A 13726-nucleotide genomic window follows, 5' to 3' on the forward strand; every position below is an offset into this window, starting at 1 on the left:
AAACGACTCCTGAGGCACAGTACGTCCGACAACTAGTCAAACTTGACTAGTCGAGCATCGGAAAGGGGTAGACATGATCAAGGCACGCGGCCTTGAGCGGTGGTTCCGCCGCAAGGGCCGCAATGGGGGCGAGGTCCACGCCGTCAAAGGCGTCGATCTCGACGTGTCGGCCGGAGAACTGGTCGGCTTCCTCGGACCGAACGGCGCCGGCAAGACGACCACCCTGCGCATGCTGACGACGCTCCTCAAGCCCACCGCGGGTGAAGCGACGGTCGGTGGCTGCGACCTGCTCACCGACCCGCTCGGGGTACGCCGTCGAATCGGCTACGTCGCCCAAGGCGGCGGCACCGCGCCGGCGAGCAAGGTCGTCGAGGAGATCGAGTTCCAGGGCAGGCTGTACCGGATGAGCAAGGCGGACGCGCTCGCGCGCGGGGCCGTCCTCGCCGAACAACTGGACTTGGCCGGACTCGACCAGCGCACCACCGCGACCCTGTCGGGCGGGCAGCGCCGTCGGCTCGACATCGCGCTCGGGCTCATTCACTCGCCTGGTCTCGTCTTCCTCGACGAGCCGTCGACGGGACTCGACCCGCAGAGCCGGGCGAACCTGTGGGACCACATCCGCAGACTGCGCGACGAACAGGGAGTCACGGTCTTTCTGACGACGCACTACCTGGACGAGGCCGACGCGCTCTCGGACCGGTTGATCGTCATCGACGACGGGAAGATCGTCGCCGAAGGAACGCCGGACTCGCTGAAGGCGAGAGTTTCCGGCGACAGTGTCGTGATCGGTGTCTCACCGGAATCGGTGGCGGAGACCGCGGAGGTCGCGGGCCGCCTCGACGGGGCGCACGAGCTGACCGTCACCGACGGCATCGTGCGTTTCCGGGTGCCACGCGGGGACACCGCGATGCCCGAATTGCTGCGGGCGCTGGACGCGCGCGGCGTAGCGATGACGTCCATGCAGGTGCACCGGCCGACGCTCGACGACGTCTTCCTGACCCTGACGGGACGGAGCCTGCGCGACGCCGAAGAGGGCGCGCCGGTCGACGACGCCGAGGAAAAGGAGGCCACTCATGTTGCATGACACTTGGTTGATCTTCCGCCGTGACATGCTCGCGGCGTTGCGCAACCCGACTTGGCTCGTCATCGGCATCATGCAGCCGCTCCTCTATCTGTTCTTCTTCGGGCCGCTTCTGGTGAAGATGCTCACCACACAAGGCCTGTCCGATGTGGACGGCTGGATGATCTTCATCCCGGCGATCATCGCGCAGCTCGCGCTGTTCGGCAGCTCGTTCGTCGGATTCGGGCTTCTCGCCGAGTTCCGCTCGGGCGTGGTCGAGCGGATGCGGGTGACGCCGGTGAGCCGGGTGGCGTTGTTGCTGGGCAAGGTGCTCGCCAACGCGCTGCAGACGGTCGTCCAGGCTCTGCTCGTCATCGCGCTGGCGTATCTGGTGTTCGACCTGAACGCGCCGTTCGGCGGTGTCGCGCTCAGCCTGGTGATCGTCTTCCTCATGTCGGTCGCGTTGGCGTCCTGCTCGTACGCGCTGGCGCTGACCCTCAAGAGCGAAGACACCTTCCCGGCTTTGCTCAACGCGGTTCTCATGCCGTTGCTGCTGCTTTCCGGAATCCTGATCCCGATCACCGCGGGCTCGGCGCCGGAGTGGCTGTACACGATTTCCCGGATCAATCCGTTCCGGCACGTGGTGGATGTCGAGCGGAACAGTTTCCGCGGCGACTTCTCGATGGACGCGTTGTTCACCGGGAGCGTCGTGGTGCTGGTCATGGCTGTGCTGGCCATCTGGTGGGGCGCGAGGACATTCCAACGCGAAAACGCCTGAGACACGCTGTACCGAAAGGTCGCCTTACGGCCGGTCCGCCGACGTAAGGTGACCTTTCGGTCGTACTGGGGCGAAATTCGAGGCAGGTGAGTTCGATCGATCCGGAAGGTGAGCACGGCGTCACCCTGTCCCACCGCGAGACGGTGCGGGACTGGGCGGCGGTGCGCGGCGCCGACATCCGGTTCGCGTCGGTCACCGTCACCGAGAACACCAACTGGCGGGACGTCGCGGCGGAACGCAATCTCGCGGGCGCGCAGCACGTCGGTATTCACACCGGTGCACGGCACTACGCACGGCCCGGTGCCGTCCACGACCAAGCCGACCATTTCGTGCGGACGGCGAGCGCGCTCGGGGCCTTCGCACCCGGTTCGCTCGCGCCGGCGCTCGAAGTGGAGGCGCCCAGCGTCGACGACCGGTTCGTCAAGGCGTGGATCAAACACGTCAGGCACGCCGCGCGCGTCGAACGTGTGCTCGTTTACGCGGGGATCGACTGCTGGACGAACCGCTTGCAGCCGGACAAGTGGGCGGACAGCGAAGTGGTGCTGTGGCTGGTGAGGCACAACGAGATCCCGGGAAGGCCGGGCTGGTTCCACTCGCGGCTGGGCTTGCACCAGCACGGTTTCGGCACCGGGCTGCCCGGAGTGGACGGACCGATCGCGCAGGACGCCGTGGTCTACCCCTTCACACTCACGGACGTACTCCTGTAGTACCCACTCCGTGACGACGGATGCGCGTGTTGTCACCGCGTGGTCGCGGATCTCACTTTCCGGTGAAGATGGGTTGCGGTTCCGGTCACTCGAACGGTGACAATGTCACGTGCGGTTGATGTGCCGGAGGCTGCGGACGGACGTCGGGCCCGAACGGGCACTGGCGGTTCTCGGTGTACGCGCCGGGAACCTCGGGCTGGCGCCACCTGCCGCACTTTGCGGAGAGTGGTTCTCTTCGCGCGCGGTCATCGCGCTGAGTGCTCCCCTGACTCCCGTCAGGGACGTGGCCGAAGCCTTCGCCATCCCCGCACGAATGCCCTTCGTGCGTGACGCGGTGCCTGGTGCCGTCGGAGGCGGCTGGTTCGGTTACCTGGGTTACGACCTGATCGATCCGTCGGGTCGTTCCGGCGCGCTTCCTCCGGCTGTCTGGGGTTGGGTCGACAGGGTGCTGCGACTGGACGCGGACGGTTCGTGGTGGTTCGAAGCCCTGCTTTCCGATGGCGCCCCGGATCCGATCGACGAGGTGGCCGCGGTGGAGTCCTGGCTCGCCGAGGTTCCCGAATCGACGACTTGGCGTTCCGGCCTGTTGTCGCGTCCGCTTCCATCGGAGCACTATGACGCCGTCAAGGCGTGTGTGCACGCGATCGAAGCCGGCGAGCTGTTCCAGGCGAACATCTGCGCTCGCTTCAGCGGAGAGTTCACCGGTGATCCGACCGCGTTGTTCGCCGAAGGCTCGCGTCGCCTCGGTGCCCGCCGGGCGGCTTTCCTGGCCGGCGACTGGGGTTCGGTCGTCTCGTTCTCCCCTGAACTATTCCTTGCCAGGCACGGACAACGTGTCCGATCGACACCGATCAAGGGCACGCTGCCGCGAAGGGACGCCTCCGATGAGCACCTCGCGCAGCGGCTGCGGGAATCCACCAAGGACGTCGCCGAGAACGTGATGATCACCGATCTCGTCCGCAACGACCTCGGGCGGGTATGCGCCACCGGCACGGTGCGTGTCCCCGAACTGCTCGCGGTCCGGCCCGCGCCGGGCGTCTGGCATCTGGAGTCCACTGTGGAGGGATCGATCGCCGAAGGGATCGACGACGCGGCCTTGCTCGCGGCCACCTTCCCGCCGGGTTCGGTGACGGGCGCGCCGAAGATCCGGGCGCTGGAGCTGATCGCCGAGCTGGAGCCGGTCGCGCGTGGTGTCTACACGGGTGCGATCGGGCTCGCTTCGCCGATCGCCGGGCTGGAATTGAACGTCGCGATCAGGACCTTCGAGATCCACGAAGGCACGATCGAGCTCGGAGTCGGCGGCGGGATCACCGCCGACTCCGACAGCGAAGCGGAATGGCAGGAATGCCTGCACAAGTCCGCTCCGCTGGAGCGCCTGCTCGGCTGAGCTACTTGGCGGGATCCAGCAGGAGCTTGCCCATCGTGCCGCGAGAGCGCAGGGCCTCGTGGGCGGCGCGCGCGTCGGACAGGGCGTACTCGCCGCCGGCGATGGCACGGACCCGGCCCGCGAGGGCCAGTTCGAAAAGCTCGTCGAGCGCGCGGCCGAAAACGTTTCCGGGGAGTTTGAAGGCGTGCGGCAGCCACATGCCGGACACGGTCGTGCTGTGTCCGAGGAGATTGCCGGCCTCGATCGGCTTCGGTTGCTCCCGGCTGGCCATGCCGTAGAACGCGAGGCGGCCGAACGGCGCGAGGGCGGCGATGCTCTGATCCGTGACGGTGCCGCCGGTCATGTCGAGCACGATGTCGACACGTTTGCCACCGTTCGCCTCACGAAGCGCGTCGGTCATGTTCTCGGCACGCGAGTCGATGGCGACGTCGGCGCCGAGTTCGAGGGCGAGGGCCCGCTTCTCGTCGCTGCTGGCGGTCGCGATGACCCGGCTCGCTCCCCAGGCTTTCGCGAGCTGCACGGCGATGGAGCCGACCCCGCCCGCGGCCGCGTGCACGACGACGGATTCGCCGGGTTCGAGGTGGGCGGTCTTGCGCAGCAGGAGTGCGGCGGTGGCGCCCTGCACGATGAAGGACAACGCGGTCAAGTCGTCGACGCCGTCGGGCACCTCGAAACTGGTGACTTCGTCGGCCACCGCACGCTCGGCGTAACCGCCACCTCCGCTGAGCAACGCGACGACGCGCTTGCCGTCCGCGGTATGGCCGACGACCTCGCCACCGGGCACGAACGGGAGCTTGCTCGGCGCGAGATAGGAGTTCTCGGCCTGGTGCGTGTCGGCGTAGTTGACGCCGATCCGGTCGACCGCCACCAGCAGCTGCCCCGGCCCGGGGACGGGATCGGGCAGGTCGACGGGGGTGAGCACCTCGGGTCCGCCGAATTCGGTCACCTGTACAGCGCGCATTCGCATCCTCCTCGTCGAGACGAGACATTCTTGCATATGTCTCATCCATGAGACATGACGTGATATGTTTCACTCATCGAAACCGCACTCGGACGCCACCTGACCGCGCCGCGCCCGGACGCTCTGCGCGCGTTCACGATCGCGCGCGCCCGGTTCCTGGAGGGGCGACGGGTGGACATGGGCGACCTCGCGGGCGAGCTGGGGATCAGCCGCGCCACCCTGCACCGATGGGTCGGCGGCCGGGATCAGCTGCTCGGCGAGATCCTGTGGTCGATGACCGTCGAGGTCTTCGAAGCACGCGCTTCGGGCGAATTCGGACGCGGCGCGGAAGGGATTGCGGAGCTCGTCGGCACCTTCGTCCGGACCGTGAACGGCTCGAAACCGTTCCGGGAATTCCTGCGCAACGAGCCCGAGCGGGCACTGCGGATCCTGACGACGAAGGCCAGCGTGGTGCAGAGTCGCGCGATCGCGAAGATGCGCGAGTTCCTGGACGAAGAGGTCGCGGCCGGACGGCTGACCCCGCCTTTGCCGGTCGATGACCTAGCCTATCTGCTGGTGCGGATCGGCGAGTCTTTCCTCTACACCGACGTCATCACCGGCGCGGAGCCCGATGCCGCGAAGGCGCATGCGGCCGTGACGGCCCTGCTGTCCTAGCTCTTACGGGACGCGAGCACGGCGTCGTACAGTTCCTTCTTCGACACACCCGTCGCTTCGGCGACTTCGGCGGCGGCCGACTTGAGGCGTTCGCCGGCCGCGACCCGCGACGACACTTCCGAGACCAGGTCCTCGACGCTCACCGAACGCGGCGGCGCACCCGCGAGAACGACGGTGATCTCACCCTTGACCCCGTCGGCGGCCCAGGCGGCCAACTCCGGCAGGTCGCCTCGTTTGACCTCTTCGTAGGTTTTGGTCAGTTCGCGGCACACGGCGGCCCGGCGGTGGGCACCCAGGACTTCGGCCGCGTCGGCGAGCGTGCTCGCGAGACGGTGCGGAGACTCGAAGAACACCGCCGTACGGGGCTCGTCCTTCAACGAACCGAGCCATTTCGCGCGTTCACCGGGCTTACGGGGGGCGAAACCTTCGAAACAGAAACGGTCACACGGCAGACCGGACAGTGCGAGCGCCGTGGTCACCGCCGACGGACCGGGCAGGCAGGTCACCGGTATGTCCGCCTCGACACAAGCCGCCACCAGGCGGAACCCGGGATCCGAGACGCTCGGCATGCCGGCGTCGGTCACCAGGACCACCGTCTCCCCCGACCGGAGCGATTCGAGCAGTTTCGGCAGGCGAGCGGTCTCGACGTCTTCGTAGAAGCTGACCACGCGGCCGACCGGTGAAACGTCGAGGGCGGTGGTGAGGGAACGCAGGCGCCGGGTGTCCTCCGCGGCGATCACGTCCGCCGCCGCGAGGGCCTCGGACAGGCGCGGCGAAGCGTCGCGGACGTCTCCGAGCGGGGTGGCTGCCAGCACAAGGCGTCCTTCGGTCATTCCCGAAGGTTAACCGGTTCGCAGATCCGGACACCGAGTTCACTCTTCCGCCCGTAGGATCATGCCCCGTGACCGCACTGCTGACCCGTGACAACGAGAGCGTGCGGCCGGATCCGGTCGACGCGCTCCGGCCACCCAGCGATCGGGAGGCCTCCCTCCTCGGCCGCGGCATGCCGACCGATCGCCTGCGCGGCTGGGTCGTCACGCTGGTGCTGACGCTCATCGGCGGCATCGTCCGCATCCAGAACCTGGGAACGCCCACGGACAAGGGCACGCCGGTCTTCGACGAGAAGCACTACGTCCCGCAGGCGTGGCAGATGCTGCGCAACGGCGGTTACGAAGACAACTACGGCTACGAGCTGATCGTGCACCCGCCGCTGGCGAAGCATCTCATCGCGATCGGCGAATGGCTGTTCGGCTACAACGCCTGGGGCTGGCGCATCATGCCCGCGCTGGCGGGCACGCTGATCGTGTTCCTCGTCATCCGGATCGCCCGGCGGCTCACCCGTTCCACCCTGCTCGGCGCGGTCGCCGGGATCCTGGCGATCAGCGACGGCGTCCTGCACCTGCAGTCGCGCATGGGCATGCTCGACATCTTCATCGCGTTGTTCGTGCTCGCCGCGTTCGCCTGCGTGCTGTGCGACCGCGATCAGGTGCGGCAGCGGCTCGCCGTGGCCGTCCGCGAAGGCTGGATCGACGAATCCCGGTTCGGCCCGAAGCTGGGTTTCCGATGGTGGCGGTTCGCCGGGGGCCTGATGATCGGGCTGACCTTCGGTGTCAAGTGGTCTGCGCTCTACTACATCGCCGCGTTCGGGCTGCTCACCGTGTTCTTCGACGTGGCCGCGCGGCGCGCCGCCGGTGTGCAGCGGCCCTGGGTCGGCACGCTGCGCCGTGACGTGCTGCCCGCGCTGTGGGCGATCGTCGTCATCCCGGTCCTGGTGTACTTCGCCTGCTACTGGGCCTGGTTCGCGAGCGAGACCGCGACCGACCGCAACTACGTGGCGATCAAGGACGTCGACCCCGGTTTCTGGGCGTGGATGCCACCCGCGTTGCGGTCGCTCGGCGACTATTCGATGAACGTCCTCGACTTCCACGCGAACCTGGTGACGCCCAAGGACAAACCGCATCCCTGGGAGTCGAAGCCGTGGACCTGGCCGATGGGGCTGCGGCCGATGCTCTACGCGTATGCGGGCGGGACCGACGCGACCGGGTGCGGCGAGTCGACCTGTGTGCGGGCGACGATGCTGATCGGGACGCCGGCGATGTGGTGGCTCGCGCTGCCGATGCTCGGCTGGAGCGCGTGGCGGTCGTTCTTCCGCGCCGACTGGCGCTACGCCGCCGTGCTCGTCGGCTACGCGGCCGGGTTCCTGCCCTGGTTCACCAACCTCGACCGCCAGATGTACTACTTCTACGCCACGCCGCTGGCGCCGTTCCTGATACTCGGGTTGACGTTGATCCTGGGGCAGATCCTCGGCAGCGCGAAACTCGGATTCGAACGGCGGGGCACCGGCATGCTCGTCGTCGCCCTCTACGTGGGGCTTGTCGTGGCCAATTTCGCCTGGTTGTGGCCGATCCTCAACGGCAACGCGATCACCAACGAGCACTGGAACGCCGAGTTGTGGCTGCCGTCCTGGAGGTGACCGCGACCGGTTGCCCCAAGACCCAGCGAGACCGCTGAAAGCGATTTAGACTCCTGCCCGAATCAGGGATTTTGGGGGTCATCATGTCTCGTTGGCCGTATTTCGTGGCCATCGCACTGCTGCTCACGGGGTGTTCGAGTGCCGTCGACGGAAAAGCCTTCCGTGAGGGTGCCGCTCCGGCCGCCACCACCGGCGGCGGTGAAGCGAAGTATCCGAAGTACGACCCGCCCGCGGACGGGTCGGGGTTCAGTGCCCAGGTGCTCGATCAGCCCCTGGCCCTGCCCGTGAAACAGGGCGAAGAAGGCTGCGATTGGCTGGATTCGATCAAACCGGATCTCCAGCCGCTCGGCCTGGTCAGCACCAAGGGCACGCTCAGCGGCTGCCAGTTCGTGTTCCCCGGCAACAAGGGTGCGCAGGTGCACGCCTACAGCCCGTACAGCTGGATCACGCAGGACTCCGCGGTGATGGAACCGGTGGAGATCGCCGGGATCAAGGGCCGGACCTATGCCTTCGATCCGGAACCGGCGACCTTCTGCTCGGTCAACATGGACGTACGCGCCTACGCCTCGATCGCCGTCGACGCCTATGACGTCGACAACGACGAAGGGGGCGTCCGCGCCGAACACTGCGAACTGGCGAAGAAGGTCGCCGAAGTGGTGGTGAAGAAATTCGTCCCGCTCGCCGGTGGCAGGCCGGCGCCGAGCACCGTTCAGGAACCGCCGGCGGAGGCGCTGAAGAACGCCGACATCTGCGAGGTGGTCAAGTTCACCCACGCGAATTACGCGGGTGTCAACGCGGGCCGTGAAGGCGCTCAGAAGGGCGAGAGTCCCGTCGGGCCGACCTGCACCCACGAGGTTCCCTACGCGAAAGCCGTCGGGATGTACACGACCGGCACCGGCGGTCTCGAAGCCGTGCCGCCGAAGCAGGGCGCGGACGTACGGGACGGGAAGTTCGGCCTGCTGAAGGCCAGGTACGAACAAACCGAGGAGACCTGTGCCGTGAGCGTCCAGCTTCCCAACGGTCAGGTGGTGCAGGTCGATTTCATCGGCAAGAAGAAGGAAGCGATGAAGCGGACCTGCGTATCCGCTCAGCTCATCTTGGCGGTGTCGATGGTCGCCTTGATCGAGGGTGACGCGTAGCGCGTTTCCCGATTCGCCTGTGACACTTGGGGCTCAGTTGTTACTCTCCCCTGGTCAATCGCAGTTCGACAGGGGGCATCATGAGGATCCGACCGCTCGGAGCGGCCTGCGCGGCCGTGGCGTTGTTCTTGATCGCGGGCTGCGAGGAGCAGACACCGGGGACCGCGTCCCCACAGGCTTCGGCCGTTCCGAGCACTTCCGAAGCGCCCAGCAGTAGCTCGAGCGCGCCTTCGTCGACTACGCCCGCCAGCGCTACAGCCCCTTCGGCGACCGCCGCGACGGTCACCAAGCCCGCCAACGGCGGGGCGGTGGCGCATACGCCGGACGGCGCCGCGAGCGTGATGGAGGAATTCCATCACGCGCTGGGCGCCAAGGATCTGGATACCGTCTGCCGGATTTCGGCGCCCGCCTACGACGGCGGGATGAAGGAGTGCCGCAGCCTCACGCCGATGCTGTTCGGGATGTTGACGCCCGAGGATCTGAAGAACCTGAAAGCCACCAGGGTCGATCGCGCGAAGGTGAAGAGCAAGGGGCCTGACCAGGTGACCGTCCCGCCGACGGCGATCGCGCCGAAGGCGACGATCATGGACGGGGAACCCAAGATCTTCACCATGGCCTGGCGCGACGGGACCTGGGTCATCATCGACTGAGGGCGAGCGAGGGACCTTTACCGGCGTTCGTTAGCCCACTAACTGACGGCAGCAAAGGTCCCTTGCTCTCTTTACGCAGGTCAGCGCGGGTGCCGCTGAGGCTGCGGTTGCTGGCGGGACTGCGGCTGCGAAGCGCGGCGCGGGACGATCTGGGTGACCGGGCCGTCCGGCGACTTGCCCGCGCGAGCGAGCCAGCCTTCGACGTCGCGCCGCACGGCGGTGAGCGTCGGACGACGGCGTGGCTCCTGGTCGAGCGACGCGATGAGGATCCGGGCGTGCGCGCTGCGGTTCGGCAGCTTCGACACCGGTTCGGCGCGGGCGGCGGCCATCAGCGCGGCCATCGGGGTCTCCCTGGTGCCGCGTGGAGGCTGGCCCGACAGCGCGTAGCTGACCGTGGCGGCGAGCTGCCAAGCGTCCGAAGCCGGGCTCGCCGGCGAGCCCATCGCCTGCTCGGGAGCGACGAAGTCCGGCGTGCCGATCATCATCCCGGTCGCGGTCATCTTCGAGTCGCCCTGACTGCGGGCGATGCCGAAGTCGATGAGATGGGCGAGCCCGTTGCGGTCGAGGATGATGTTCGACGGCTTCAGGTCCCGGTGCAGCACCCCCTTTTCGTGCGCCGCGGCGAGCGCGCCCGCCATGGTCGACCAGAGCCGTCCGGCGGCGATGTCGTCGAGCGGGCCCTGCGAGTCGACGATCTCGGCCAGCGAACGCCCTTCGAGGTACTCCATGACCAGCGCGAGCCCGTCGGGCTCCTCGACGAGGTCGTACACGCGGACGCAGTTGGGATGGTTCACCACGGCCAGCGCACGGGCCTCACGCTGCATCCGCTCTTCGGTGTCCCGGTCCGGCGCGTGCGCGATCTTCAGCGCGACAGTGCGGTTGAGCTGCGTGTCGATCGCTTCCCACACGGTGCCGAAGCCACCGTGGCCGAGCCGCCGGACGCGCTTGTAGCGACCACCGCCGGAGTTGCGGGACCCCGGAGGCTGCGGGATCGGGCCGGGGGCCGCGGCCAGCGCGGGAGGTTCGGGCGCCTGCGCCAGCGCGGTCGCCGGGTACTGCTTGGCGGGCGGGGGCGGCAGTTGCTGCTGCGGTTTCGGCGCGGGCGGCTCCGGGCGGTACGGCTCGATCTTCTGCCGGGGCTGCGGGTCCGGCCGGTTGATCACCGACCACGGCGGCGGGCCGACCAGCGCGACCGGGATCAGGCCCAGCACGCTGAACGGCAGGAAACCGAGCCAGAAGTGCACGGCGGTGTTCGCGCCCATGCCGATGCTCGCCAGCACCATCAGCACGAACGGGATCCAGAAGAACCGCGAAGGCCATTTCGGTCCGCGGCGGAACGCGGTCCGCGCCTGCAACATCACGAAGAGCAGCGACAGCGCGGGCAGCCCGACCAGCAGGAGCAGGTAGAAGATGTAACTCAGCTGCATCCCGCTCGGATAGAACAGGACCTCGTACACGTTCTGGCCGCGGCCCAGGTACTCGCTCTGCGCGCCGATCAGCGGACTGTAGTCGGCGTTGAAGGTCGAGAGGTCACTGCGGGAGAAGCCGGACTCACCGCCCGCCTCCGACGAGGCGGCCTCCTGGTAGACCTGCGAAACACCGGTGGCCAGCAGCCACGGCAGCAGGAAGACGGCGACGACGCCGATCCCGCCGAAGATGGACAGGGTCACCACGTCGTAGCGGTTGCCGGTGCCTTTGCGGATGATCGCGACGATCATCGCTCCCAGTGCGGGCAGCAGCGCGACCAGCGCTCCCGCGGTGCTCGTCGCCCACACCCAATCCCCTGGCCAGATCCCCGGCCCGAACAGGCTGTGCGCGAACGAAAGCAGCGCGCTCGCTAGTCCCATGGACCCTGCTCCCCTCGCTCGTGAAGGCCGTTTCCGGCGATTTTGCCCCTAGTCCAGCTTAGGACGCTCCATGCCCGTCCAGGGTTGCCGGGTTGCCGCGGGTGTCTCCTCGCCGTTATCACCGGGCATCGGCGTGGCCGGAAGTCCATGATGGGGTCCGGGTACCCGAGCGCGAAGGAGCATTCGATGCACGCCGAGACGTATCAGCGGAGCCTCGAAGACCCGGAGGGTTTCTGGCTCGAAGCCGCACAGGCGATCGAGTGGACCCGTCCGCCGACGCGGGCACTCGACGCGTCGAAGGCGCCCTTCTACCGATGGTTCCCGGATGGCGAGCTGAACACTGCGTTCAACGCGCTCGACCGGCACGTGCGGGACGGCCGCGGCGAGCAGACCGCGCTCATCTGGGATTCTCCCGTCACCGATTCGGTACGCCGGTTCACCTACGCGGAACTGCTGGACGACGTCGCGCGTTTCGCCGGCGCGCTCGCGTCGCTCGGTGTCGGGAAGGGCGATCGCGTCATCGTGTACATGCCGATGGTCCCCGAGGCCGCCGTCGCGATGCTCGCGTGCGCCCGGCTCGGCGCGGTGCACTCGGTGGTGTTCGGCGGGTTCGCGCCCAAGGAACTGGCGGCGCGGATCGAGGACGCGAAACCCAAGGTCGTCGTGGCCGCCTCGTGCGGGATCGAGCCAGCACGGGTCGTGGAATACAAGCCGATCATCGACGAGGCACTCGCGGGCACGGCCCATCGACCGGACAAGGTCGTGGTGCTCCAGCGGGAGCGTGCTCGCGCCGAACTGGGCGAGCGGGACGTCGACTGGACCGAACTGGTCGCGAAAGCCTCCCCCGCGGCTCCGGTGCCGGTCGCGGCCACCGATCCGCTGTACATCCTGTACACCTCCGGCACCACGGGGAAACCGAAGGGCGTAGTGCGCGACACCGGCGGGCACGCGGTCGCGCTGGCCTGGTCGATGGGCGCGATCTACGATATCCGGCCTGGCGATGTGTGGTGGACGGCGTCCGATGTCGGCTGGGTCGTCGGTCATTCCTACATCGTGTACGCGCCGCTCCTCATCGGGGCGACATCGGTCGTGTACGAGGGCAAGCCGATCGGAACCCCGGACGCCGGCGCATTCTGGCGGGTCATCGCCGACCACGGGGTGAAGGCGCTGTTCACCGCGCCGACGGCGTTGCGGGCGATCAAGAAGGTCGACCCGGACGCGGCCGAAATCGAAAAATACCAGCTCAGCGAGTTCAGCACGTTGTTCATGGCCGGTGAACGGCTCGATCCGGAGACCTATCACTGGGCACACGACAAGCTCGGCGTACCGGTGATCGACCACTGGTGGCAGACCGAGACCGACTGGCCGATCGCGGCGAATCCGCGCGGGCTGGAACCGATGCCGGTCAAACCCGGTTCCGCGACGAAACCGGTGCCGGGCTGGGACGTGCGGATCCTGGACCAGGCGGGTGACCCGCTCCCCGCCGGACGGGAGGGCGCCATCGCCCTCAAGCTGCCTCTTCCGCCGGGATCGCTGCCGACGTTGTGGCAGGACGACGAGCGGTATCGCGAGGCGTACCTTTCGCGGTACGACGGCCACTACCTGACGGGTGACTCCGGATACGTGGACGAAGACGGCTACCTGTTCGTCATGGGCCGCACCGACGACGTCATCAACGTCGCGGGCCACCGGCTTTCGACCGGTTCGATGGAGGCCGTGCTGGCGTCCCATCCCGCCGTCGCCGAATGCGCGGTGATCGGCGTCCGGGACCAGCTCAAGGGGCAGCTTCCGCGTGGCTTCGTGGTGCTGAAGTCGGGCGTGGAGTTCGACGCCGAAACGCTCAAGGCCGAATTGGTCGCGCTGATGCGGCGGGACATCGGCCCGGTCGCGGCCTTCCGTGACGTGTCCATTGTGGACGCCTTGCCGAAGACGCGCTCCGGGAAGATCCTGCGCAAGACCATGCGCGGGATCGCCGACGGCCGCGACGAGCAGGTGCCCTCGACCATCGAAGACGCGAGTGTTCTCGATGCCTTGAAAGCGGTGCTGCGCGGCGCGTGACCGATGACCGGC

General features: G+C 67.8%; 13 protein-coding genes. 9 read left to right on the top strand and 4 right to left on the bottom strand.

What is annotated here, in order from left to right; genetic code table 11:
- Positions 1–73: 73 nt before the first annotated feature.
- From P3102_RS32080 to P3102_RS32095, 4 genes are all read left to right on the top strand, one after another.
- Positions 74–1084: an ATP-binding cassette domain-containing protein gene (locus P3102_RS32080; RefSeq protein ID WP_276364294.1), complete on the top strand. Its 1011-nt coding sequence runs from the start codon at positions 74–76 to the stop codon at positions 1082–1084.
- Complete coding sequence (locus P3102_RS32085; RefSeq protein ID WP_276364295.1) at positions 1074–1838, top strand: ABC transporter permease; 765 nt, start codon at positions 1074–1076, stop codon at positions 1836–1838. Before P3102_RS32080 ends, P3102_RS32085 begins: the two co-directional genes overlap by 11 nt.
- A gap of 86 nt (positions 1839–1924) precedes the next feature.
- Positions 1925–2545: a GH25 family lysozyme gene (locus P3102_RS32090; RefSeq protein ID WP_276364297.1), complete on the top strand. Its 621-nt coding sequence runs from the start codon at positions 1925–1927 to the stop codon at positions 2543–2545.
- A 109-nt stretch (positions 2546–2654) separates the two neighbouring features.
- On the top strand, positions 2655–3932 hold the full coding sequence (locus P3102_RS32095; protein ID WP_276364298.1) for an aminodeoxychorismate synthase component I: 1278 nt from the start codon (positions 2655–2657) through the stop codon (positions 3930–3932).
- Between the two features lies 1 nt (position 3933).
- Here P3102_RS32095 and P3102_RS32100 read toward each other — a convergent pair whose 3' ends face one another.
- Entirely contained in the window at positions 3934–4893 is a 960-nt protein-coding gene (locus P3102_RS32100) for an NADPH:quinone oxidoreductase family protein (RefSeq protein WP_276364300.1), read from the bottom strand.
- 177 nt (positions 4894–5070) lie between these two features.
- Here P3102_RS32100 and P3102_RS32105 point away from each other — a divergent pair, with 177 nt between their 5' ends.
- Positions 5071–5547, top strand: coding sequence for a QsdR family transcriptional regulator (locus tag P3102_RS32105; protein ID WP_276371455.1), 477 nt, complete (start codon positions 5071–5073; stop codon positions 5545–5547).
- Here the strand turns inward: P3102_RS32105 and rsmI are convergent.
- Positions 5544–6380 carry a 16S rRNA (cytidine(1402)-2'-O)-methyltransferase gene (rsmI, locus tag P3102_RS32110; RefSeq protein WP_276364301.1) on the bottom strand — a complete coding sequence of 279 codons (837 nt, stop codon included), beginning with the start codon at positions 6378–6380 and terminating at the stop codon, positions 5544–5546. The genes P3102_RS32105 and rsmI overlap by 4 nt on opposite strands.
- Positions 6381–6448: 68 nt before the next feature.
- Between rsmI and P3102_RS32115 the strand changes: the two genes are divergently transcribed.
- Positions 6449–8020, top strand: a complete 1572-nt coding sequence (locus P3102_RS32115) for a phospholipid carrier-dependent glycosyltransferase (RefSeq protein ID WP_276364303.1) — start codon at positions 6449–6451, stop codon at positions 8018–8020.
- An 83-nt stretch (positions 8021–8103) separates the two neighbouring features.
- On the top strand, positions 8104–9159 hold the full coding sequence (locus P3102_RS32120) for a hypothetical protein (protein WP_276364304.1): 1056 nt from the start codon (positions 8104–8106) through the stop codon (positions 9157–9159).
- 40 nt (positions 9160–9199) lie between these two features.
- Here P3102_RS32120 and P3102_RS32125 read toward each other — a convergent pair whose 3' ends face one another.
- A complete protein-coding gene (locus tag P3102_RS32125) occupies positions 9200–9457 on the bottom strand; it encodes a hypothetical protein (RefSeq protein WP_276364306.1) in 258 nt (85 codons plus the stop codon).
- A gap of 10 nt (positions 9458–9467) precedes the next feature.
- Here P3102_RS32125 and P3102_RS32130 point away from each other — a divergent pair, with 10 nt between their 5' ends.
- On the top strand, positions 9468–9809 hold the full coding sequence (locus P3102_RS32130) for a hypothetical protein (RefSeq protein ID WP_276364308.1): 342 nt from the start codon (positions 9468–9470) through the stop codon (positions 9807–9809).
- Between the two features lie 80 nt (positions 9810–9889).
- Here P3102_RS32130 and P3102_RS32135 read toward each other — a convergent pair whose 3' ends face one another.
- Positions 9890–11656, bottom strand: a complete 1767-nt coding sequence (locus P3102_RS32135; RefSeq protein ID WP_276364309.1) for a serine/threonine-protein kinase — start codon at positions 11654–11656, stop codon at positions 9890–9892.
- Between the two features lie 150 nt (positions 11657–11806).
- On the opposite strand from P3102_RS32135, the gene P3102_RS32140 reads away from it, so the two are divergent.
- Positions 11807–13714: a propionyl-CoA synthetase gene (locus P3102_RS32140; RefSeq protein WP_276364311.1), complete on the top strand. Its 1908-nt coding sequence runs from the start codon at positions 11807–11809 to the stop codon at positions 13712–13714.
- The last annotated feature ends 12 nt before the right edge of the window (positions 13715–13726 follow it).

This window comes from Amycolatopsis sp. QT-25 (assembly GCF_029369745.1).
In the GTDB taxonomy this organism is placed as follows: Bacteria; Actinomycetota; Actinomycetes; order Mycobacteriales; family Pseudonocardiaceae; genus Amycolatopsis.

Coding starts and splice junctions, on each gene's coding strand:
- P3102_RS32120 (WP_276364304.1), top strand. CDS start 8,104: ATGTCTCGTTGGCCGTATTTCGTGGCCATCGCACTGCTGCTCACGGGG.
- P3102_RS32100 (WP_276364300.1), bottom strand. CDS start 4,893: ATGCGCGCTGTACAGGTGACCGAATTCGGCGGACCCGAGGTGCTCACC.
- P3102_RS32080 (WP_276364294.1), top strand. CDS start 74: ATGATCAAGGCACGCGGCCTTGAGCGGTGGTTCCGCCGCAAGGGCCGC.
- P3102_RS32105 (WP_276371455.1), top strand. CDS start 5,071: ATGGGCGACCTCGCGGGCGAGCTGGGGATCAGCCGCGCCACCCTGCAC.
- P3102_RS32140 (WP_276364311.1), top strand. CDS start 11,807: ATGGGGTCCGGGTACCCGAGCGCGAAGGAGCATTCGATGCACGCCGAG.
- P3102_RS32085 (WP_276364295.1), top strand. CDS start 1,074: ATGTTGCATGACACTTGGTTGATCTTCCGCCGTGACATGCTCGCGGCG.
- P3102_RS32135 (WP_276364309.1), bottom strand. CDS start 11,656: ATGGGACTAGCGAGCGCGCTGCTTTCGTTCGCGCACAGCCTGTTCGGG.
- rsmI (WP_276364301.1), bottom strand. CDS start 6,380: ATGACCGAAGGACGCCTTGTGCTGGCAGCCACCCCGCTCGGAGACGTC.